We start from the raw sequence: 19,930 nt of genomic DNA on the forward strand, positions 1-19,930 counted from the left end.
ACTGCTCGGCTCAACCCTGTGGCTGACCCTGGCGACCCTCACCGGCCTCGCCGCCGGATTCGCCCGGGAGTGGCTGCTGGTCGCCGCCTGGGGCGCCGGCGGGCGCAGCGACAGCTTCCTGGTGGCGCTGTTCCTGCCCGAAGCCTTGCGCATGGCCCTGGCGGCCGGCCTGTTCAGCGCGGCGGCGCTGCCCCTCTACCAGCAACGCGCGCCGGCCGAACAGACCGCCTGGCTCGGGGCCCTGGCGCCCAGGCTGCTGCTCTGCGGCCTGCTGCTGGCCCTGTTGCTGAGCGTGGGTTCGCCGCTGTGGGTCCGGTTGATCGGACCGGGGCTCGACAGCCAGGGCCATGCATGGGCCGGGGCCAGCCTGCACTGGCTGGCCTGGTGCGCCCCCGGGTTTATCCTGCATGCCTTGTTCTGCATCCCCCTGCAGGCCCGTTCCCGCTTTGTCCTGGCCGGGCTCGGCTCGCTGCTGTTCAACCTGCCGCCGGTGTTGTACCTGGCCCTCCTGCGCCAGGCCGCGACCCCGACCGGCCTCGCCAGCGCCTGCGTACTGGGCAGCCTGCTGATGCCGGCCGTGCTGCTGCCGACCTTGTACCGCAGCGGCTGGAAACCCTGGCAAGGCGGCCACGCGCCCGGCGCCGTGAGTGAACTGCTGCAGCGCATCGGCCCGCTGCTCAGCAGCAACCTGGCCAGTCAGGGCCTGGCCTTGCTGGAGCGCATGGTCGCGTCGTTGCTCGGCGAAGGCGCCGTCACCTGGATCAACCTGGCGCGCAAACTGATCAACCTGCCGCTGATCGCCCTGATGAGCCTGAATCAGGTGCTCCTCGGCCTGATGAGCGCCAGCCTGGGCAGCGAACGGCTGGCCTTGCTGCGCAAGGGCCTGGCCAGTGCCACCCTGCTGACCCTGCCCGCGGTCGCCGGGCTGATCGGCGCCGCCGGGGCGCTGGTCAGTCTGCTTTTGCCCCGCCAGGCGGCCGACGGCCCGCTGCCGGAACTGCTGGCCTGGTTCGCGGTGCCGCTGGCCTTCGGCGCCTGGAATGCCCTGCTCGCCCGCTACGCCTACGCCGCCGGGGACACCCGCCTGCCCCTCACCTGCGAACTGACCGGCAACCTGCTCAATGCCCTGCTTCTGGCCATGCTACCGTATCTCCTCGGGCTGATCGGCATCGCCCTGGCCGCCATCTGCGGGGTGATGCTCACCGGCCTGCTGCTGATACGCCGCCAACAGTTGCTCACCCAGGTGCCGTGGCGCAGCCATGCCGTGCTAGGGTTGACGGTCATGCTCGTGGCGGCGCTGGGCCTGCACCCCCTGCATGGCATCTGGCTGCAACTGGGTCTGAGCAGCCTGTGCAGCCTGATCCTGCTGATTGCCCTGGCCGCGTGGCTGCGCCCCTGGCGCTCCGTGCCCGACTGAACCTGGAGACTGAACGATGTCGACCCCACAAGTGGCCCTGGTGATTCCGACCTACAACGGACGCCGCGACCTGGAACGCCTGCTCGACTCCCTGCCGACCCAGACGGCCACCTTCGACACCCTGGTCGTCGACTCCAACTCCAGCGACGGCACCTATGAGCTGGCCTGCTCGCGCGGCCTCCAGGTGCAACGTATCGACAGCAAGGATTTCAACCACGGCGGCACCCGCCAATGGATGGTCGAGCACTACCCCGACTACGCGCTCTACGTGTTCATGACCCAGGATGCCTACCTGGACGATCCCGAAGGCATTGCCAACCTCGTTCGGCCCTTTGCCGACGAGTGTGTCGGCGCCGTCTGCGGTCGACAGCTGGCGCACCCGGATGCCACGCCCCTGGCCGAGCACGCCCGACTGTTCAACTACCCGCCGACCTCCCTCATCAAGAGCCTGGTCGACGCACCCCGGCTGGGCCTCAAGACCGCCTTCATTTCCAACTCATTTTCCGCCTATCGTCGCCAAGCCCTGATGGAGGTCGGCGGCTTCCCCCCGCATGTCATCCTGTCGGAAGACATGTATGTCGCGGCGAAAATGCTCCAGGCCGGGTGGAAGGTCGCCTACGAAGGCAGCGCAAGTTGTCGACATTCCCATAACTACAGCCTCGGTGAAGAGTTCCGACGCTACTTCGATATAGGTATCTTCCACGCCCGCGAGCCCTGGATTCGCCAGCAGTTCGGCGGGGCCGGCGGCGAGGGCCGGCGCTACATGATCTCCGAGCTGAAGTTCCTCGGCCCCGCCCGCTGCCTGGCCTGGCCCGGGGCACTATGGCGCAACGCGGTGAAACTGCTCGCCTACAAACTGGGCCAGCAAGAACGGTACCTGCCCAGGCCACTGAAAAAAACACTGAGCATGCACAAAGCCTACTGGGATAACCCGCCTACCTGACTTGGCAGAGACCTCAAACTTTGAGGACTTTTCCGATAATCATCAGAGAACAGCCTTAATTGACCCAAAAGCAAAATAAGGCGAACTTCTTGGAGCTCTTTTTATCGAGCCAATAACACTCTGGATCTGAACCCTCGAGGAAGCATATTTACATGGAAGTCGAGCTACAGCACTGCGCGACACCTCGCCTGAACGCTTCGGCCCACGAGCCGGACCGTCAAGACGCGAAACCGCAATTCCCGCCCCGCCATGACAAGGCCAAAACGACCCGTACCTCTGGAGGCGATGCTATGGAACCCCGAATCACAGAGCTGGAAACCCGCTTCGAATACATCCACCGCGACCTGAACGAGGTGCGCAACGATGTCAAATCCATCAAGAACCGACTGACCTACGTGGCCGGTGCGGCAGCGGTGATCGGCGCACCGCTGGCCTGGATCGCCAACAATCGCATGGACCAGATCCTGCTGTTGCTGACCTCCTAGGGTCTGTACGAAAACTCGCCGAGCGGCGATCAGGCAAGGCAAAAACAGGCGAGGAACGGCCGGGGTCGCGTCCGACTGTAGGGGCCTACATGAGCATTACTCGCTTCGCTCGCCCTTCGGGCCGTCCTTCGGACGTTCTCACTTCGTTCGTCCGAGCCTGTTTTTAACGCAGCATGATCGTCGCGCAGGCAGTTTTCGTACAGAGCCTAAGGTGCATAATGCCCAACATCCGCGTATTATTCGCGCCCCCGCGGCGATCCCTTCGCCCAGGCAACAGATTCAATTTCTTCAGGCCAGGCCTGAATCGACACACCGGGAGGTGCCCAGATGAGTGACAGCAACCAGAAAGACGACCAGGAAATCGGCCCAGCAGGCGAAAAGCTGCAGAAGGTCCTCGCCCGTATCGGCGTCGGCTCGCGCCGCGACGTGGAAGGCTGGATCAGCAAAGGCCGGATCAAGGTCAACGGCAAAGACGCCACCCTCGGCCAGCGCGTCGACATGCATGACGCCATCACCATCGATGGCAAGGTGATCAAGCGCGAAGAGGCGTCCGAATCGGTTCGCCGCGTGATCATGTACAACAAGCCCGACGGCGAGATCTGCACCCGTGACGACCCGGAAGGCCGTCCGACCGTGTTCGACAAGCTGCCGCGTCCGAAGGAAGGCCGCTGGATCAATATCGGTCGCCTGGACATCAACACCACCGGTCTGCTGATGTTCACCACCGACGGTGAGCTGGCCAACCGGCTGATGCACCCGTCCTACGAAATGGACCGCGAGTACGCGGTGCGTGTACGCGGTGAGGTGGACGAAGAGATGATTGCCCGGCTCAAGGCCGGCGTGATGCTCGAAGACGGCCCGGCGAAGTTCACCGATATCCAGGAAGCGCCCGGTGGTGAAGGTTTCAACCACTGGTACCACTGCGTGGTGATGGAGGGTCGCAACCGCGAAGTGCGTCGCTTGTGGGAATCCCAGGGGCTGGTGGTCAGCCGTCTGAAGCGGGTGCGTTTCGGTCCGGTGTTCCTCAACTCCGACCTGCCGATGGGCCGCTGGCGTGAAATGACCCAGTACGAGGTCGATGTCCTCAGTGCCGAGGTCGGCCTGACGCCGGTGGCGATGCCGCAGCTCAATGCCAAGAGCAAGGACAAGCTGGAGCGTATGCAGCGCAAGTCCTCCCGTCCGGTAGGCAAGAGCGAGCGCGTGCGGACCCTGCGTCCGGCCAATGGTGCGCCGGCCGAGCGCAGTGAGCGCGAGCCGCGGATCGAAGGCGAGCGTCCGGCCCGCAAGCCGGCACCGCGCCAGGATGGCGAACGCGCACCGCGTGCTCCGCGTCCGGCGGCCGGTCGTGGTGAGTCGGGGCGTGGTACGCCAGTGGCGGAGCGTCCGGCGGACAGCAAGCGCCCGGCCAAGCCGGCGCCCAAGTCCAAGCGTCCAAGCCTGGTGCTGGACAAGGACGCGCCGTCGGGCAAGCGCCGCGGCGCACCGGCCGGCTCGGGCCAGCGTCCGGGGTTTGGGCGTCGTAAGCCTGAGTGAACGCAGGCTCTGAAGCGCCGCTAAACCTGTAGGAGCCGGCTTGCCGGCGATGGCGTCCGAACGATCGATGCAAGACGTTCGGGCCTCATCGCCAGCAAGCCGGCTCCTACAAATAGTGTTCTGTTCACCACCGTCAAAACACAAACTGTCCGTCAAACACCGGCTTGTCATCCAGCGCCAGCACCCCGCCGGCAAAGATCAGGTCCAGGTGATGGCTGCCCTTGGCGCCGCCGCCCAGCCCCAGATGCAGGCCGCAATGGCGTTCCTCGAACCCCGAGTTGCGTGCATACAGCGCCTTGACCCCCTCATTCGTGCCGATACCCAGCTCCTCGACCCGCCGGTTCGACGGATTGGCATTCAGGTATTTGTTGAAGTCCGCCTCCAGTCCTGGCACTTCGGTGGCAATCCGGCTGATGGTGGAATCCTCGATCCACAGCTCCAGCGGCGACGCCAGCACCCCGTACTTGCGGGCGAAGGGAATGGTGCCGAGAAAGGTCCCGACAAACTTCACGCAACCATTGATGGCGTCGCTGTGGGTGGCGATTTCGCCAGGGGCCAGGTCGTGGTTGCCCACGCCATTGATGTTGGTCCACTTGCGGATGCTGCTCAGCGGTGCCTGCAGGTGCGAGCCGTGGCTGTCCCTGAAGCTCAAGGTGGTGGCCTGGGACATCCGGCGGATCAGGCGGTCGTTGAGGTCGGCGATGCGCTGCGGGCTGACACTGAAGGTGTCGTAGAAGTAGTCGCCGTAATCCTTGAACAACAGCGATTTGCGCCAATGCTCGGCCATCACGTCATGCAGCGCATGAAGGAATTCGGGCCCCTGTGGGCGAGGCGGGGAGAGCATCGAGGAATCGTAGAAGAAGATATACAGGTCGCTGTCGCCAATGGCCTCGATCAGGCGCTGGGCGGGCTCGAGGTCCAGGCGCAGGGCGTTGAAGTCGAACTGTCGACGCTGGGCGTCCTGCTCGATGATGGCCGCGGCGATCTCGCTGTAGTCCGGGGTATGGCCCAGCAGGACCTTCGGTTGGTCGAGCCCTTCCAGGGCCGGATGCCGGGCGAGGTAGTAGAGAAAATGTTCGAGGGCGCGGGTCTTGTCCATGACGTCGTTCCTGAAGCGGCAAAAGGGTGGGGGCGGCAAGCCGCACCCACCCGAAGGCCTTAGAAAGGCCACATCGCGGTGCCAAATGGCACGACAGCATCGGCTTGCATCATTTCCACGGCCGCTTCGTGGGTCGGGGCTTCGAACCAATCGTCCAGTTGCAGTTCAGTGCTTACGTCCTGATCCGAGACTTGCATGGTGAATCTCCTTGGGAAGGTTATTGCTGGACGGTCGAAAAGGCTTTCGGCTAGGAAAAATCCTATGTGTGAAATCCATTTCTCCGACTCGCCGTCAGTAGGCGTCGGCAAGTGGCTGAAAACCTAGTGCAGGATGTCGAAGGGCGCAAAAAAATATTTTCAAAAAAAATTTTCAGGGCCTGAGTAGAAAAAAACTTCTCCAGGGAAAACAACAATCCACCTGGGATATCTCGTCCTGAACAACGGGGCTGTCAATTTTCGAACACGGGGTTTTCGCGGCTTTTTTGGCAAGAAAACGTGACAGTTTGTCAGTAAAATCTGACGATCTAGACAGGTAAAGCGCCGCTAAATTCGAGATTCTGGCTGGTGTAAGGAATAGTTGCCGAGAGGGGCTGTAGGATTTTTTTCTGCCCCGAAAACGCCCCTTGCCCTCGTACGCCGACGGCGGTGAGATGCGCGGATGCCTGCCAGTGGCGGTCTGGCGGTGTACAATGCGCGGCGTTTTACCTGTGACTCAACTGCGTACCCGCGCATTTTGTGTCTTTCGGCGGCGGCCTTGCGATGCCCCCGAAGGTCCATGTACTCAAGGTTACCCGCCTTGTTCACTCCATCGCGTCATAAGCGCGATGGGTTCGATTTCGTCACAGATAAAAACAAACAGGTGACGCATGACCCCTGATACACCCCTTGCTTCGGGCGAGCTTAAACGCGGCCTGAAAAATCGTCATATCCAACTGATCGCCCTCGGTGGTGCCATCGGGACCGGCCTGTTCCTCGGGTCGGCCGGGGTGCTCAAGTCCGCCGGTCCGTCGATGATCCTCGGCTACGCCATCTGCGGCTTCATCGCCTTCATGATCATGCGCCAATTGGGCGAGATGATCGTCGAGGAGCCGGTTGCCGGCTCGTTCAGTCACTTCGCCCACAAGTACTGGGGCGGTTTCGCCGGCTTTCTGTCGGGCTGGAACTGCTGGATCCTGTACATCCTGGTAGGCATGTCGGAGCTGACCGCGGTCGGCAAGTACATCCACTACTGGTGGCCCGATGTCCCGACCTGGGTCTCGGCCGCAGCCTTCTTCGTGCTGATCAATGCGATCAACCTGGCCAACGTCAAGGTCTTCGGTGAAGCGGAGTTCTGGTTCGCGATCATCAAGGTGGCGGCGATCGTCGGCATGATTGCCCTGGGCAGCTACCTGCTGGTCAGCGGCCACGGCGGCCCACAAGCCTCGCTGAGCAACCTGTGGGAGCACGGCGGGTTCTTCCCCAATGGGGTCAGCGGCCTGGTGATGGCCATGGCGATCATCATGTTTTCCTTCGGCGGCCTGGAAATGCTCGGTTTCACTGCCGCCGAAGCCGACAAGCCGAAAACCGTGATCCCCAAGGCGATCAACCAGGTGATCTACCGGATCCTGATTTTCTACATCGGTGCCCTGGTGGTGCTGCTGTCGCTGACGCCCTGGGACAGTCTGCTGAGCACCCTGAACGCTTCCGGCGACGCCTATAGCGGCAGTCCGTTCGTCCAGGTGTTCTCGATGCTCGGTAGCAGCACCGCGGCGCATATCCTCAATTTCGTGGTACTGACGGCGGCGCTGTCGGTTTACAACAGCGGCACCTACTGCAACAGCCGCATGCTGCTGGGCATGGCCGAGCAGGGCGATGCGCCGCGGGTACTGGCCAAGATCGACAAGCGCGGCGTGCCGGTGCGTTCGATCCTCGCCTCGGCGCTGGTGACCTTCATCGCGGTGGTGATGAACTACCTGATGCCGCAACAGGCCCTGGAGTTGCTGATGTCCCTGGTGGTGGCGACCCTGGTGATCAACTGGGCGATGATCAGCTACTCGCACTTCAAGTTCCGCCAGCACATGAACCGCACGAAGCAGAGCCCGCTGTTCAAGGCCCTGTGGTACCCCTATGGCAACTATGTGTGCCTGGCGTTCGTGGTGTTCATCCTCGGCGTCATGCTGATGATCCCGGGGATCCAGGTCTCGGTGTACGCGATTCCGCTCTGGGTGGCGTTCATGTGGATCTGCTACGGCATCAAGAACCGGCGCAGTGCCCAGCAGGCACTGCTCGCGGTGAAGTAGGCCGCTATCGGTGACAACGACAAACCCGGCTGTTGCCGGGTTTGTCGTTTATATGCGACCGCTGCCGCAGCGAACAGTCGGCGTGGCCCGGATCAGGTATCCTGAACGCCCTGATGTCGGACGCTTTTCCAATGCTGGTGATTTCCAACAACGTGCATCTGCCCGATGCCGAGATCGAGTGGACGGCCATTCGTGCCCAGGGTGCGGGTGGGCAGAACGTCAACAAGGTCTCCAGCGCCGTGCACCTGCGTTTCGATATTCCGGCCTCGTCCCTGCCGCCGTTCTACAAGGAACGCCTGCTGGCGTTGCGCGACAGTCGCATCACCGGCGACGGGGTGATCGTGATCAAGGCCCAGCAATACCGGACCCAGGAGCAGAACCGCAACGATGCTCTGGAGCGCCTGGTCGAACTGATCCTCAGCGCCACCAAGGTGGAGAAGAAGCGCCGTCCGACCAAGCCGACCCTCGGCTCGAAGAAGCGTCGCCTGGAAAGCAAGTCCCAGCGCGGGGCCATCAAGGCCGGGCGGGGCAAGATCGATTTCTAGGCCTCGCAGGCTTGACGCGATCCTTGTGGGAGCCGGCTTGCTGCGGGCGGCGTTCCGACGATAGCGGTCGATCAGGCGATGCAAGACTGACTGGCCTCATCGCCGGCAAGCCGGCTCCCACAGGTTTCATGGCGTTCTTGAGATTACTGGACAAGTTCAGGTTTTTCCCGCAGCGCCCGTTGTTTTGGGGCCTGCCGGTAGAGATACAGACTCAGCAGCAACCCGGAGCACGCCGCCAGGGCGGCGAACAGGAAGATCGAGGCAAAGCCCAGGCCCGCCGCAATCGCCCCGGCCAGGGGGCCGGTGATGCCCAGCGACAGGTCGATGAACAACGAATAGGCGCCCACCGCCGCGCCGCGGCTGGACGCCGGTACCAGGTTCACCGCCTCCACCCCCAGCGCCGGGAACACCAGCGAGAAGCCGAATCCGCTCAATGCCGCTCCCGCCAGGGCCCAACGGGCGTCCGGTGCCAGCCACAACAGCAGCAGGCCCAGGGTTTCCACGGACAGGCAGGCGATCGCCACGCGAAAGCCCCCCAGTCGGTTGATCAGGTTGCCGAACAGCAACCGCGCACCGATGAAGCTGGCGCCGAACAGGCTCAGGCAGAACACCGCGTTGGCCCAGTGCTGGGTGGCGTAATACAGAGTGATAAAGGTCGCGATGGTGCCGAAACCGATGGAGCCCAGGGCCAGGCCCGTGCCATGGGGCAGGACGCGCCCCAGCACATGGAGGAAGGGCAGGCGCTCGCCGGCGACGATCGGTGCCGCCAGCTTCGGCCAGGCCAGCAGCAGCCCCAGGGCGGCCAGCAGCAGGATGCTCACGCCCATGCTCCACAGGCCGAGCCGGTTGACCAGCCAGACCCCCAGCGGTGCGCCGATGGCCAATGCGCCGTAGCTGGCGATGCCGTTCCAGGAAATCACCTTGGCGGTATTCGCCGCGCCCACCCGGCCGATGCCCCAGCCGATGGAGCCGGAACCCACCAGGCTTTCCGCGCTGCCCAGTACCAGGCGGCCGATGAACAGGCAGGTCAAGCTCAGCAGCGGCAGCGTCTGGAGAAAGCTCGACAGCAGCATGAACGCGCCACTCAGGCCGCAGCCGGCCAGGCCGATCATCACCGCGCGCTTGCTGCCCTGGTTATCGATGATCCGGCCGGCGTAGGGCCGGCTCAACAGGGTCGCCAGGTACTGGACGCTGATTACCAGCCCGGCGATCACCGTGCCGAAGCCCAGGTCGCTGTGGACATAGCCGGGCAGCACGGCCAGGGGAATGCCGACGTTCAGGTAACCGATAAAGGTAAACAGGACAATGGAAACGACTTGCAGCGTGACCGCCAGGGGGCGCTGGGTATCTGACATGGACAAGAACCACCGTTGCCACGGAGAAAAAAGATAGGAGGCTTATGATAACGGTGCGAGGCGGGTTGCAGGGGGGGTAAATCGAAAAAACTCGCTGGGGGGACTGTATCCGGTTGCGTGAAAAACACCAGGGAGCGGGCTTTTCACACGACCGGTTGAGCTAGCGTTCAGTCTTCGCTGTCGGCCTTGAGGCTTTCCGCGGCCTCGTTGTTTACCGGCTGTTGGGCACTGGCTTGTGGCGGGGTTTTCTGCTCAGTCTCGTGCAGGCTTGGGAAGGGGAAGTTGGGTATCTCATGCATCGTCGTCGCTCCTCGCAAGGTCTGTTTTTTAAATCGCTGGGTAGATCCGCGCTTTTAAAAAGCCTGGGCAGGATACAGCAGTGCAAATGACAGAAAGACTTTTTCGCCCCGGTTCTGGCGGCCATTCGTCAGTTCGGCAGGACCCGGTTTGCCGGCGATAGCGCTGCTGCATCGCCGGCAAACCGCGCAGGTCAAGGGCTGACGGTTATTTTTCCGATCATCTGCGGATGCAGGGCGCAGAAGTATTCGTAGGTGCCCGCCGTCTTGAACTCATAGGAAAAGCTGTCGTTGGTGTCCAGCGCGGCCGAACGGAACAGCTTGTGGGTTTCGGCCACCGTATGGGGGATCTGGTCGTCGTTGACCCAGGTCACCTTGGTGCCGAGCGCGACGGTCAGATCCTTGGGCTGGAACATGAATTCCTTGATATCGATTTTCACTTCCTGCGCCCACACCGGGATCGAGAATGCCAGGCAGCCCAGCGCCAGTACCTGCAAAAGTCTTTTCATATGAATGCTCTCCTAAATCAGTGTCGAGTCGATCAGCGCCAGCGGATGGTCGCCCTGTGTCGCGCGGATGTCGGTGATTCCCAGGTAGTTGCGCAACTGATCGGCGGCCACCGTCATCGGTCCCGGTGACGGTCCCACCCCCGGGGCCGGTTGCGGGTAGGCCGTGCCGCGCGCGGTGTGAAAGGTGATATTGCCCTCGACCTTCTGGATCACCTGGTGGATATGCCCGTTGAGCACGGTCACCGAGCCATATTTGCGCAGCAGGGCAATGGCCTGGTCGCCGTCCTCCGTGCCCCAGCCCCAGGGCTGGTAGATGGTCCACAGGGGGATATGGGTGAACACCACGATCGGCGTGCTGGTCGACACCGCCCGCAGGTCGTCGGCCAGCCAGGCGAGCTGGTCGGCGCCGAGGTTGGCCTCGTGGCCGGCCTGGAAGTTGAAGACGTTCACCAGCGCGATGAAGTGCACGCCATGGTCATCGAAGCTGTACCAGCCGTTGCCCTTGGTGCCCTTGCCGTAACGCTGCAGGTAGAGCTGGCCGCCGCCCGCGTCGAGGGTATCGTGCTCGCCCGGCACATAGTGCACGGTGGAAGGCAGGCCCTTGAGCACTTGCGCGGCGGTATCGAACTCCTCCGGCTTGCTGAGGTGGGTGATGTCACCGGTGTGGAGAATCAGCGCCGGCCGCTTGGGCAGCGCGATGACCTTGTCGATGGCCACTTGCAGGGTCTTCACCGGTTCGGGATTGGCTTCCTTGTTGAAGCCGATGTGCGAATCGCTGATTTGCACGAAGTGAAAGTTGGCGGCCAGCGCGGCCGGGTCCGTGGGCTTGCCGTCCTGGTCCAGGGCGAAGGCCCGCGGAATACCGCCGCTCAGGGCCCAGAGGACCCCGGCGCCGGCCCAGGCCGAGCATTTGAGCAGTGTCCTGCGCTCGGGATCGAGCGGGCCGTCGGTGCGTCTGTCGTGTGGTGTTGGGTGCTTGTCCATGGGAACGCCCTCGCTGGCGGTCTACAGTGATTGAGCTCACATCTGTAAAACCGGGCGGCGCGGGGCTTTATTCCTGAAAATAAAAAAAATATTTCGGGAATAAAGCCGGGGCTTTCACCGTTATAGGGACAAAGGTATCGGAGCCACTATGAAGCGATTCGAGGCGCTGTTTGCGCCGCACCTGGATGCGGCCTATAACCTCGCGCGCTGGCTCACCGACAGTGAGAGCGCCGCGCAGGATGTGGTACAGGAAAGCGCCTTCAGGGCCTTCAAGTTCCAGCACCGTTTTGTCGACGGCAATGCCAAGGCCTGGTTCCTGACCATTGTCCGCAATGAAAGCTACAACTGGCTCAAGGCCTCGGCAGGACGGCGTTGGGTGGTCATCGATGATGAGTATCTGCAGGGCGAGCCGGCGTTGACCGATGTGTGTACGCCCGAGGCACAGGTCATCCGGGCCCAGGAAGCCGAGCAGGTGCGGCTGGCGCTGTTGGCGTTGGCGCCGGTGTTCCGCGAAGTCATTGTCCTGAAGGAGTTGGAAGACATGCCCTACAAGGACATAGCGAAAGTCGTCGATATCCCCTTGGGCACCGTCATGTCACGGCTGGCCCGGGCGCGCGCCATGCTCAAGAGCGAACTGCTGAAGTTGTATCCTTATGAATGACCTCGACTGCAAGACCTGCCATGAATTGATCCATGGCTACCTCGACCATGAACTGGACGCTGTGACTTCGGCACGGGTGGCCGCGCACCTGGCGGGTTGCGTCGAGTGTGCGCGGCTGCATGAGCAGGTCCGTCAACTGATTGACGACGTCAAGATCCGGGCTCCGTATTACCGTGCGCCCGAGGCCCTGAGTCGTAGCCTGTTGAGCGGTACTCCGGCTCGTCCCTCGGTCCGCGCCGGTTTCATGCAGGGGTTGCGAGCGGCGTCGGGACGCTGGTGGGCTCCGGCGTTTTCGGCGGTGGCCTTGAGCCTGGCGGTCATGTTGTACGTGGTGACGCCGTCCGCCGAGCAACCCTGGCTGGATGAGGCGGTGTCCAATCATGTCCGTTCGCTGATGGCCGAGCATTTGAACGATGTGGTGTCGTCCGACCGGCATACGGTGAAACCCTGGTTCACCGGCAAGCTCGACTTCGCGCCGCCGGTCTTCGACTATGCGGCGCAAGGCTATCCGCTGCTGGGGGGGCGATTGGATTATCTGCAACACCAGACCGCCGCCGCACTGGCGTATCGGCATGCCAAGCACACCATCAATCTGTTTATCCTGCCGACGGCCGAGGCTGATCGGGCTCGGGAGAGCCTGTCCCTGCGGGGCTACAACGTGGTGTCGTGGCGACGTGATCACCTGCGCTTCATCCTGGTTTCGGACCTGGAGAAGGGTGAGCTCGAGGCGTTCGGGCAGTTGATCGAGAAGGGGGCCTGAGCGTGGCGGCCCCCTTGGATGCGTTGCTCCTACATCAGTCCTGGCAGACGGCAGCTATCGCCTGCGCCAGGGCATCCAGGCGCGTTGCGTCGATACCGGCGACGTTGGCCCGGCCGGAACTGACCATGTACACGCTGTGCTCGTCGCGCAGGCGTTTGACCTGGGCCGGCGACAGGCCGGTGTAGGAGAACATGCCGCGCTGCACACCGATATGCGCGAAGCGCTCGGCCAGGCCGTGAGGCCGGAGGGCTTCCACCAGGCCGCTGCGCAGTTGCGCAATGCGCAGGCGCATGGCTTCCACTTCATCGGCCCACAGGGCTTTCAACTCGGGGGTGCCGAGAATGGTGGTCACCACCGCCGCGCCGTGATCCGGTGGGTTCGACCACAGGTTGCGGGCCACCGCCGCCAGTTGGCTGCGTACGTCCAGCAGTTTCTCGGCATCGCCGGCGCAGACGATCAGCGCGCCGGTACGTTCGCGGTACAGCCCGAAATTCTTCGAGCAGGAACTGGTGATCAGTACTTCCGGCAGTTCCCGGGCGAACAACCTGGCAGCCCAGGCATCCTGCTCCACGCCATCGCCGAAGCCCTGGTAGGCGAAGTCGATCAGCGGCAGCAGTTCGCGACGGCGGACGATGTCCAGCACCTTGTACCAGTCGTCGTGGGACAGGTCGAAACCGGTCGGGTTGTGGCAGCAGGCGTGCAACAGCACCACGTCGCCCCGCGGGACCTGTTCCAGGGCGGCGAGCATGGCTTCGACGTTCAGCCGGTTATCGCGGTCGACGTAAGGGTAGTGACTGATCTTCAAGCCGGCGGCGGCGAAGATGGTCTCGTGGATCGGCCAGGTCGGGTCGCTGAGCCAGATGCCACGGCCCGGCAGGCAGTGGGCGATGAAGTCGGCGCTCAGGCGCAAGGCACCGGTACCGCCTGGCGTCTGGGTCGCACCGACCCGCTGGGCGGCGATCAGCGGCGAGTCGGCACCCATCACCAGGTCGTTCAGCAGGCTGCCGAAACGCAGGTCGCCGTGGCCGCCGATATAGGACTTGGTCAGTTGCCCGTGCACCAGTCGCTGCTCGGCCTCTTTGACCGACTGCAGGATCGGGGTCAGGCCCTGGGCATCCTTGTAGACGCCGACGCCCAGGTCGAACTTGCGGGGATTGGGGTCCTGGGCATAAGCCTCCAGCAACCCGAGAATCGGGTCGCCGGGTACACGCGCGATGGCGTCGAAATGCATTATTTACGGCCCTCGGCGGCGTGGCTGACCTCGTCGGTGCGTGCCGCCATGATGAAATCGTTACGGTGCAGGCCCTTGATCGAATGGCTCCACCAGGTCACGGTGACTTTGCCCCATTCGGTCAGCAGGCCCGGGTGATGGCCTTCGGCTTCGGAAATTTCACCGACGGCGTTGGTGAAGGCCAGGGCGAACTTGAAGTTCTTGAACAGGAAGACCTTCTCCAGTTGCATGATGCCGTCACGCACTTCGATGTTCCAGTCCGGAATCTGTTTGATCAGCACCGGCAGTTCTTCGTCGCTGACCTGGGGGGCATCGGCGCGGCAGGCTTCGCAGTGGGCTTGGTTCAAGGTGTTCATGGTGGATTCCTGAAATCGTTTTTTATTCAAGGACGCCGTTCGAATACGCTATTCGAAAACGTCGGTTCGAGAAAGACGCACGTAGCCCGCAAAGTCGCGGATCAGGCGGCCTTGGGTGGGAATTTCGGGGCGTGCAGACCCAGCTGCCGGCCGCGCTCGACCAGGGCCATGATGTCTTCGTGGGCCAGGTCGAACAAGCGCTTGAGGTCCGGCAGGACGAAGTACAGTGGCTGCAGGATGTCGATGCGATAAGGCGTGCGCATGGCTTCCAGCGGATCGAAGGCCTGGTGCTCGGGTTCGCCGGACAGGCTGTACACGGTTTCCTTCGGCGAGGAGAGAATGCCGCCGCCGTAGATGCGCCGACCTTGCGGGGTGTCCACCAGGCCAAACTCGATGGTCATCCAGTACAGCCGCGCCAGGTACACCCGTTGTTCCTTGCTGGCTTGCAGGCCGAGCTTGCCGTAGGTGTGGGTGAATTCGGCGAACCAGGGGTTGGTCAGCAGCGGACAGTGGCCAAAAATCTCGTGGAAAATGTCCGGTTCTTGCAGGTAGTCGAGTTCTTCTTCGGTGCGAATGAAGGTTGCCACCGGAAACTGCTTGTTGGCGAGCAACTCGAAAAAGGTCTGGAACGGAATCAGTGCCGGCACCCGGGCGACTTGCCAGCCGGTGGTGGCGCCAAGGACCCGGTTGATCTCGCCGAGTTGCGGAATCCGGTCGTGGGGCAGGGCCAGTTTTTCAATGCCGTCCAGGTATTCCTGGCACGCACGGCCCTCGATCACTTTCAGTTGACGAGTGATCAGGGTATTCCACACGGCATGCTCGGCGGCCGGGTAGTCGATAAACCCTTGCGCATCGGGCTCGCGAGCCACGTACTGCGTCTGCTTCATACAGCTCTCCTGCTAGGGGATTCGTTCTTGTTATGTGCAGCGATGAGCCTAGTGTTAACCCGTTGAGGGCTCGTGTGCATCCGGGGCGAGGCGCTGAAGGGCGGGGTGAAGGGTCTCATTTCGTAAAGAAAACGTTACGAACTGCCTTTCTGGTGATGTATAAGGCGTTTTGACGTGGCGATCAGGCGGGTTTGTGTCACATAATCTTGACGACTAACTGCAGCGTACTGAAAAAAGTACCCGCTCCGCAGGGACCGGTATGTCCCGGCCATCTTTCGAGCCTTTCCATGCGTATCAAAGTGCATTGCCAGAACCGCATCGGCATTCTTCGCGACATTCTCAACCTGCTGGTGGACTACGGCATCAACGTCGCCCGTGGCGAGGTCGGCGGCGACCAGGGCAACGCCATCTACTTGCATTGCCCGAATCTGATCAATCTGCAATTCCAGGCCCTGCGTCCGAAGTTCGAAACCATTGCCGGGGTCTTTGGCGTCAAGCGCGTCGGCCTGATGCCCAGCGAGCGTCGGCATATGGAACTCAACGCCCTGCTCGGGGCGCTGGAGTTTCCGGTGCTGTCCATCGACATGGGCGGCTCGATTGTCGCGGCCAACCGGGCGGCGGCGCAGTTGCTGGGGGTCAGGGTCGACGAGGTGCCGGGCCTCCCGTTGTCGCGCTATGCGCCGGATTTCGACCTGCCGGAGTTGGTGCGCGCCAACCAGTCGCGGATCAACGGCCTGCGGGTGAAGATCAAGGGTGACGTTTTCCTGGCGGATATTGCCCCGCTGCAGTCGGAGCACGATGACAGCGAGGCCATGGCCGGCGCGGTGCTGACCTTGCACCGTGCCGACCAGGTCGGCGAGCGTATCTACAACGTGCGCAAGCAGGAGCTGCGCGGTTTCGACAGTATTTTCCAGAGCTCGAAAGTCATGGCGGCGGTGGTGCGCGAGGCCCGGCGCATGGCACCACTGGATGCGCCGTTGCTGATCGAGGGCGAAACCGGGACCGGCAAGGAGTTGCTGGCCCGGGCCTGTCACCTGGCCAGTCCGCGCGGGCAGGCACCGTTGATGGCGCTCAACTGCGCCGGCTTGCCGGAGTCCATGGCCGAGACCGAGCTGTTCGGTTACGGTCCCGGCGCGTTCGAGGGCGCGCGGGCCGAGGGCAAGCTCGGGCTGCTGGAGCTGACGGCTGGCGGCACCTTGTTCCTGGACGGGGTGGGGGAGATGAGCCCGCGCTTGCAGGTCAAGTTATTGCGTTTTCTGCAGGACGGCGGTTTTCGTCGGGTTGGCAGCGACGAGGAGGTGTACCTGGATGTGCGGGTGATCTGCGCGACCCAGGTCGACCTGTCGGAGTTGTGCTCGCGGGGCGAGTTTCGCCAGGACCTCTATCACCGCCTCAACGTGTTGTCCCTGCATATTCCGCCCCTGCGCGAGTGCCTGGACGGGTTGACACCCTTGGTGGAGCATTTTCTCGACCAGGCCAGTCGGCAGATCGGCTGCCCCTTGCCGAAGCTGGCGCCGGCGGCGCTGGATCGTCTCGCACACTACCACTGGCCGGGCAATGTCCGGCAATTGGAGAACGTGCTGTTCCAGGCGGTTTCCCTGTGTGAGGGCGGGGTGGTCAAGGCCGAGCATATCCGCTTGCCGGACTATGGCGTGCGCCAGCCCCTTGGGGAATTTTCCCTGGAGGGCGGGTTGGACGAGATTGTCGGTCGGTTCGAGCGGGCGGTGCTGGAGCGCCTGTATTCGGAGCACCCGAGCAGTCGCTCGCTGGGCAAGCGACTGGGGGTTTCCCATACCACTATTGCCAACAAGCTGAAGGCGTATGACCTGGGTAAGGGAGAGTAGGCATGAATCGTCGAAAACAACGCCTGCGCCAGGCGTTGTTTTCAGGGGTGCATCAGATGTGGAAGTAACCCACGCAGGAATCGAACGGCAGGCGCTTGAGCTCGATCTTGTTCATGTCGAACACTTCGCGCAGGGCCTTGGTTTCGCCCGGGAAGTTGCGATAGGCAACCTCGTCGAGGACCACGATGGCGCCTTTCGGCATGTACGGCAGGAAGGTTTCCAGGGCGACCTTGGTCGGCTCGTAGAGGTCGGTGTCGAGGATCAGCATGGCCACCACCAGGTCCGGACGGGACTTGACGAACTCCGGCGCGGTCTTGCAGATGTCGCCCTTGACCAGCTCGCAACGCGGGATGCGGTTGACCGGACGCAGCAGGTCGTTGGCGTCGATCATGTCCTGGATCAGCGACTGGTCGGTGTCGGAGAACATGTCCTCGTTGATGTCGGCCGGATCTTCATCCTTGTTGATGCTGGTGAAACCTTCGAAGGTGTCGAAGCCGACGATCGAACGGTTGATGGCGTAGGGTTCGAGGATCATCGACAGGTGCATGTAGAGCATCAGCGAGTTGCCCTTGTACACACCGCATTCGATGATCGCGCCCGGCACATCCAGGACTTTCTTGAACAGCTCCATGCGCGACATGGCGGCCGTCACGTTGATACGGTTGGCGAACACGAACGGTGCGTCGGCCACATACTCGGCATCGACCCGCTTGAGCACGCCGGCGCGGGTTTCGTTGTATTGGGCCTCGGCAGGCGTAATGCGGCGCTTGGTCATTGATAGATTCCTTGGAAATTCGAGAAGTCGTGGGCGTGGAAGTAGTCTTTGAAGCCGGCCCCGACATCCGGGCAGGCGCTGTCGACGTTGGGGGCGCCGCGTTTGTGTTGCAGGTCGTCCAGGTGCATCAGGCGGAAGTCCACGCTGAAGCGGGTCTGTTCGGTGTAGTTCGGCACGGTGCCATGCAAATGTGAACCGGAGAAGATCAGCATCTCGCCGGTGTTGCCGGCAATGCGGATTTCCGACGAGGTGTCGATGTCGGCCAGGGGCACCGGGTGCACGCGCGTTTCTTCGGTCAGGTTGTCCTTGGCCTTGTGTCGCTGGTTGTTGACCCAGTCGTTCAGGCTCCAGTCCTTCGAAGTGTTGAGCAGCGGTTTTTCGAAGTAGCCGGGATTGATCATCATGGTCTGGTCCGGCGCGATGGTGTAGACCGGCATCCAGGTATTGATCTGGCAATCCACGCCGCCGTACCAGGTATCGCGATGCGGCTTGTAGGCGTAGCTGACGCCGGCGTGCAGGTAGTTGTAGTTGGGTACGACACGCAGGCGCGGGACGTCGAAGATGTAGTCGCGCGGGTCGATACCGATCTCGCGGATGAACGCCTGGATCAGGTCCTTGACGCGTTGGCTGTTGGTGAACTGGCCCTTGAGGCGGGTGACCCGGCTGACGAACTCTTCGACCGGCATCATCTTGTGCAGGGACTGGTGATCGGTTTCACCGTCGAAGGCCAGGGTGATGCTTTCTCTGGCAAAGTCACAGAGCTTCTTGGCGGTCGCCAACTGGGTGTCCAGGAAGATGGCGCCTGAATAGATGGCTTCCTTGAAGTCAGCTTTTTTCTGGAGCTGGTTGATGTACAGGTTCACGCGAGCCCTCCTGAATACTGTGGCTAGTTCTGGGTGTCGGCAGCCCCAGGGCAAACTTAAAGTCGGTCGCCGTATGACGGGTTGGCTTGCAAGGTCCATTCCAGGGTGGTTTCTCTGGCGCCCGTGTCACGGGGGGAGGAGACCGATGCTTGCCGCCAGCGGCATAACCGCGCCGTTTTTTCGTCTGCCCTCAAGGCCTTGAAAACCCGCGAAATGTACGCAACCCCCCGGTCCATGGGCTTGTCTTGCGTCAAAAAACAAGTTGGTTCGGAAATTGCTTGCGCCTCTCGCCGTACAGCGGTGGCGGCAAACGTCCGTCAGGAAGAGGAAAGACTGTGGACAAGTACCTTTACGTGGCAATGACCGGTGCCAGCCAGAATGCCCTGGCGCAAAAGGCCCATGCCAACAATCTGGCGAACCTCTCGACCAACGGTTTTCAGCGCGACCTGGAACAGGCCCGTTCGATGCCGGTGTTCGGCGACAGCTTTCCGGCGCGGGCCTTTGCCATGAGCGAACGCCCGGGCACCGATTTCGCGCCGGGCCCCATGGTTCAGACCGGTCGTGATCTGGACGTGGCGGTGTCCGGCGATGGTTGGGTCGCCGTGCAGACGCCTGACGGCAGTGAAGGTTACGTGCGCACCGCGAGCATGAATATTGACGCCCTGGGGGTGCTGCGCGCCGGCAACGGCATGCCGGTCATGGGCAACTCCGGGCCTATCGCCGTGCCGCCCCAGTCGCAGATCGAAGTGGGCGAGGACGGGACCATCAGCATTCGTGCCATGGGCGAAGGGCCGCGAGTGGTGGCGGAGGTCGACCGCATCAAGCTGGTCAACCCGGACCTCAAGAACATGACCAAGGGCCCGGATTCGGTGATTCATACCAAAGACGGCAAGCCGGCGTCTGTCGACGGCAACGTCAAGGTGGTATCGGGCTTTCTTGAAGGCAGCAACGTCAATGCCGTCGAGGAAATGACCTCGGTGCTGGCCCTGTCCAAACAGTTCGAATTGCACATCAAGATGATGACCACCGCCAAAGACGATGACCAGGCGATGGCTCGGGTCTTGCAGAACAGCTAATCACCAGAACGTGGCGCCGTAAAACAGGCGCGC

Annotated in this window: 21 protein-coding genes; 10 read left to right on the forward strand and 11 right to left on the reverse strand. The window is 62.5% G+C overall.

The genetic code is table 11. From position 1 onward, the window contains the following. Nucleotide 1 precedes the first annotated feature (1 nt). The 4 genes from UCMB321_RS01275 (at nucleotide 2) to rluB (ending at nucleotide 4,378) form a co-directional block, all read left to right on the forward strand. Nucleotides 2–1,417 carry a lipid II flippase MurJ gene (locus UCMB321_RS01275; RefSeq protein WP_040063551.1) on the forward strand — a complete coding sequence of 472 codons (1,416 nt, stop codon included), beginning with the start codon at nucleotides 2–4 and terminating at the stop codon, nucleotides 1,415–1,417. A gap of 16 nt (nucleotides 1,418–1,433) precedes the next feature. Continuing rightward, complete coding sequence (locus tag UCMB321_RS01280) at nucleotides 1,434–2,360, forward strand: glycosyltransferase family 2 protein (protein ID WP_040063228.1); 927 nt, start codon at nucleotides 1,434–1,436, stop codon at nucleotides 2,358–2,360. A gap of 290 nt (nucleotides 2,361–2,650) precedes the next feature. Then, on the forward strand, nucleotides 2,651–2,845 hold the full coding sequence (locus UCMB321_RS01285; protein WP_040063229.1) for a hypothetical protein: 195 nt from the start codon (nucleotides 2,651–2,653) through the stop codon (nucleotides 2,843–2,845). A gap of 327 nt (nucleotides 2,846–3,172) precedes the next feature. Further along, nucleotides 3,173–4,378 carry a 23S rRNA pseudouridine(2605) synthase RluB gene (gene rluB / locus UCMB321_RS01290; RefSeq protein WP_040063230.1) on the forward strand — a complete coding sequence of 402 codons (1,206 nt, stop codon included), beginning with the start codon at nucleotides 3,173–3,175 and terminating at the stop codon, nucleotides 4,376–4,378. Nucleotides 4,379–4,511: 133 nt separating this feature from the next. Here rluB and UCMB321_RS01295 read toward each other — a convergent pair whose 3' ends face one another. Beyond that, complete coding sequence (locus UCMB321_RS01295) at nucleotides 4,512–5,477, reverse strand: CgnE/CgnB domain-containing protein (RefSeq protein WP_040063231.1); 966 nt, start codon at nucleotides 5,475–5,477, stop codon at nucleotides 4,512–4,514. Nucleotides 5,478–5,536: 59 nt separating this feature from the next. Beyond that, nucleotides 5,537–5,674 (reverse strand): hypothetical protein, encoded by a 138-nt coding sequence (locus UCMB321_RS30985; RefSeq protein ID WP_040063234.1) that lies wholly within the window; start codon nucleotides 5,672–5,674, stop codon nucleotides 5,537–5,539. A gap of 668 nt (nucleotides 5,675–6,342) precedes the next feature. On the opposite strand from UCMB321_RS30985, the gene UCMB321_RS01305 reads away from it, so the two are divergent. Both UCMB321_RS01305 and arfB read left to right on the forward strand, forming a co-directional pair. Next, nucleotides 6,343–7,755, forward strand: coding sequence for an amino acid permease (locus UCMB321_RS01305; RefSeq protein ID WP_040063235.1), 1,413 nt, complete (start codon nucleotides 6,343–6,345; stop codon nucleotides 7,753–7,755). A gap of 131 nt (nucleotides 7,756–7,886) precedes the next feature. Beyond that, nucleotides 7,887–8,300, forward strand: a complete 414-nt coding sequence (gene arfB / locus UCMB321_RS01310) for an alternative ribosome rescue aminoacyl-tRNA hydrolase ArfB (RefSeq protein ID WP_040063552.1) — start codon at nucleotides 7,887–7,889, stop codon at nucleotides 8,298–8,300. Between the two features lie 143 nt (nucleotides 8,301–8,443). On the opposite strand, the gene UCMB321_RS01315 is transcribed toward arfB, so the two are convergent. The 4 genes from UCMB321_RS01315 to UCMB321_RS01325 form a co-directional block, all read right to left on the reverse strand. Then, nucleotides 8,444–9,655 carry an MFS transporter gene (locus UCMB321_RS01315; RefSeq protein ID WP_040063236.1) on the reverse strand — a complete coding sequence of 404 codons (1,212 nt, stop codon included), beginning with the start codon at nucleotides 9,653–9,655 and terminating at the stop codon, nucleotides 8,444–8,446. 167 nt (nucleotides 9,656–9,822) lie between these two features. Next, a complete protein-coding gene (locus UCMB321_RS31580; protein WP_280806639.1) occupies nucleotides 9,823–9,954 on the reverse strand; it encodes a hypothetical protein in 132 nt (43 codons plus the stop codon). Nucleotides 9,955–10,145: 191 nt separating this feature from the next. Continuing rightward, nucleotides 10,146–10,460 carry a cupredoxin domain-containing protein gene (locus UCMB321_RS01320; RefSeq protein ID WP_040063238.1) on the reverse strand — a complete coding sequence of 105 codons (315 nt, stop codon included), beginning with the start codon at nucleotides 10,458–10,460 and terminating at the stop codon, nucleotides 10,146–10,148. 12 nt (nucleotides 10,461–10,472) lie between these two features. Beyond that, the gene (locus UCMB321_RS01325; protein ID WP_040063240.1) at nucleotides 10,473–11,444 is read right to left on the reverse strand and encodes a metallophosphoesterase family protein; all 972 of its coding nucleotides are present in this window, start codon (nucleotides 11,442–11,444) and stop codon (nucleotides 10,473–10,475) included. 148 nt (nucleotides 11,445–11,592) lie between these two features. On the opposite strand from UCMB321_RS01325, the gene UCMB321_RS01330 reads away from it, so the two are divergent. Together UCMB321_RS01330 and UCMB321_RS01335 are read left to right on the forward strand one after the other, a co-directional pair. Then, on the forward strand, nucleotides 11,593–12,105 hold the full coding sequence (locus UCMB321_RS01330; RefSeq protein WP_040063242.1) for a sigma-70 family RNA polymerase sigma factor: 513 nt from the start codon (nucleotides 11,593–11,595) through the stop codon (nucleotides 12,103–12,105). Continuing rightward, nucleotides 12,098–12,865, forward strand: coding sequence for an anti-sigma factor family protein (locus UCMB321_RS01335; RefSeq protein WP_040063244.1), 768 nt, complete (start codon nucleotides 12,098–12,100; stop codon nucleotides 12,863–12,865). The genes UCMB321_RS01330 and UCMB321_RS01335 overlap by 8 nt, the downstream gene beginning before the upstream one ends. Nucleotides 12,866–12,899: 34 nt before the next feature. Here the strand turns inward: UCMB321_RS01335 and UCMB321_RS01340 are convergent, their stop codons facing one another. The 3 genes from UCMB321_RS01340 to phhA form a co-directional block, all read right to left on the reverse strand. Further along, complete coding sequence (locus UCMB321_RS01340; protein ID WP_040063246.1) at nucleotides 12,900–14,096, reverse strand: amino acid aminotransferase; 1,197 nt, start codon at nucleotides 14,094–14,096, stop codon at nucleotides 12,900–12,902. After that, the gene (locus UCMB321_RS01345; protein WP_040063248.1) at nucleotides 14,096–14,452 is read right to left on the reverse strand and encodes a 4a-hydroxytetrahydrobiopterin dehydratase; all 357 of its coding nucleotides are present in this window, start codon (nucleotides 14,450–14,452) and stop codon (nucleotides 14,096–14,098) included. Before UCMB321_RS01345 ends, UCMB321_RS01340 begins: the two co-directional genes overlap by 1 nt. A gap of 101 nt (nucleotides 14,453–14,553) precedes the next feature. Beyond that, entirely contained in the window at nucleotides 14,554–15,339 is a 786-nt protein-coding gene (gene phhA / locus UCMB321_RS01350; RefSeq protein WP_040063250.1) for a phenylalanine 4-monooxygenase, read from the reverse strand. Between the two features lie 287 nt (nucleotides 15,340–15,626). On the opposite strand from phhA, the gene UCMB321_RS01355 reads away from it, so the two are divergent. Further along, on the forward strand, nucleotides 15,627–17,183 hold the full coding sequence (locus UCMB321_RS01355; protein ID WP_040063251.1) for a sigma-54-dependent phenylalanine hydroxylase transcriptional regulator PhhR: 1,557 nt from the start codon (nucleotides 15,627–15,629) through the stop codon (nucleotides 17,181–17,183). 52 nt (nucleotides 17,184–17,235) lie between these two features. Here the strand turns inward: UCMB321_RS01355 and UCMB321_RS01360 are convergent, their stop codons facing one another. Together UCMB321_RS01360 and UCMB321_RS01365 are read right to left on the reverse strand one after the other, a co-directional pair. Then, nucleotides 17,236–17,958, reverse strand: a complete 723-nt coding sequence (locus UCMB321_RS01360) for a TylF/MycF/NovP-related O-methyltransferase (RefSeq protein ID WP_040063257.1) — start codon at nucleotides 17,956–17,958, stop codon at nucleotides 17,236–17,238. Continuing rightward, a complete protein-coding gene (locus tag UCMB321_RS01365; RefSeq protein ID WP_040063261.1) occupies nucleotides 17,955–18,821 on the reverse strand; it encodes a 2OG-Fe(II) oxygenase family protein in 867 nt (288 codons plus the stop codon). The genes UCMB321_RS01360 and UCMB321_RS01365 overlap by 4 nt, the downstream gene beginning before the upstream one ends. Nucleotides 18,822–19,156: 335 nt before the next feature. Between UCMB321_RS01365 and UCMB321_RS01370 the strand changes: the two genes are divergently transcribed. Next, the gene (locus UCMB321_RS01370) at nucleotides 19,157–19,897 is read left to right on the forward strand and encodes a flagellar basal body rod protein FlgF (RefSeq protein WP_040063263.1); all 741 of its coding nucleotides are present in this window, start codon (nucleotides 19,157–19,159) and stop codon (nucleotides 19,895–19,897) included. Nucleotides 19,898–19,930 lie beyond the last annotated feature (33 nt).

Origin of the sequence: Pseudomonas batumici (genome assembly GCF_000820515.1) — a bacterium.
Taxonomy (GTDB): Bacteria; Pseudomonadota; Gammaproteobacteria; order Pseudomonadales; family Pseudomonadaceae; genus Aquipseudomonas; species Aquipseudomonas batumici.

Excerpts from the sequence above, each read along its gene's own strand:
- UCMB321_RS01305 (WP_040063235.1), top strand. The coding sequence starts at position 6,343 with ATGACCCCTGATACACCCCTTGCTTCGGGCGAGCTTAAACGCGGCCTG.
- UCMB321_RS01280 (WP_040063228.1), top strand. The coding sequence starts at position 1,434 with ATGTCGACCCCACAAGTGGCCCTGGTGATTCCGACCTACAACGGACGC.
- arfB (WP_040063552.1), top strand. The coding sequence starts at position 7,887 with ATGCTGGTGATTTCCAACAACGTGCATCTGCCCGATGCCGAGATCGAG.
- UCMB321_RS01355 (WP_040063251.1), top strand. The coding sequence starts at position 15,627 with ATGCGTATCAAAGTGCATTGCCAGAACCGCATCGGCATTCTTCGCGAC.
- phhA (WP_040063250.1), bottom strand. The coding sequence starts at position 15,339 with ATGAAGCAGACGCAGTACGTGGCTCGCGAGCCCGATGCGCAAGGGTTT.
- UCMB321_RS01315 (WP_040063236.1), bottom strand. The coding sequence starts at position 9,655 with ATGTCAGATACCCAGCGCCCCCTGGCGGTCACGCTGCAAGTCGTTTCC.
- UCMB321_RS01320 (WP_040063238.1), bottom strand. The coding sequence starts at position 10,460 with ATGAAAAGACTTTTGCAGGTACTGGCGCTGGGCTGCCTGGCATTCTCG.
- UCMB321_RS01285 (WP_040063229.1), top strand. The coding sequence starts at position 2,651 with ATGGAACCCCGAATCACAGAGCTGGAAACCCGCTTCGAATACATCCAC.
- UCMB321_RS01325 (WP_040063240.1), bottom strand. The coding sequence starts at position 11,444 with ATGGACAAGCACCCAACACCACACGACAGACGCACCGACGGCCCGCTC.
- UCMB321_RS01335 (WP_040063244.1), top strand. The coding sequence starts at position 12,098 with ATGAATGACCTCGACTGCAAGACCTGCCATGAATTGATCCATGGCTAC.
- UCMB321_RS01360 (WP_040063257.1), bottom strand. The coding sequence starts at position 17,958 with ATGACCAAGCGCCGCATTACGCCTGCCGAGGCCCAATACAACGAAACC.
- UCMB321_RS01345 (WP_040063248.1), bottom strand. The coding sequence starts at position 14,452 with ATGAACACCTTGAACCAAGCCCACTGCGAAGCCTGCCGCGCCGATGCC.
- UCMB321_RS31580 (WP_280806639.1), bottom strand. The coding sequence starts at position 9,954 with ATGCATGAGATACCCAACTTCCCCTTCCCAAGCCTGCACGAGACTGAG.
- UCMB321_RS30985 (WP_040063234.1), bottom strand. The coding sequence starts at position 5,674 with ATGCAAGTCTCGGATCAGGACGTAAGCACTGAACTGCAACTGGACGAT.
- UCMB321_RS01330 (WP_040063242.1), top strand. The coding sequence starts at position 11,593 with ATGAAGCGATTCGAGGCGCTGTTTGCGCCGCACCTGGATGCGGCCTAT.
- UCMB321_RS01295 (WP_040063231.1), bottom strand. The coding sequence starts at position 5,477 with ATGGACAAGACCCGCGCCCTCGAACATTTTCTCTACTACCTCGCCCGG.
- rluB (WP_040063230.1), top strand. The coding sequence starts at position 3,173 with ATGAGTGACAGCAACCAGAAAGACGACCAGGAAATCGGCCCAGCAGGC.
- UCMB321_RS01340 (WP_040063246.1), bottom strand. The coding sequence starts at position 14,096 with ATGCATTTCGACGCCATCGCGCGTGTACCCGGCGACCCGATTCTCGGG.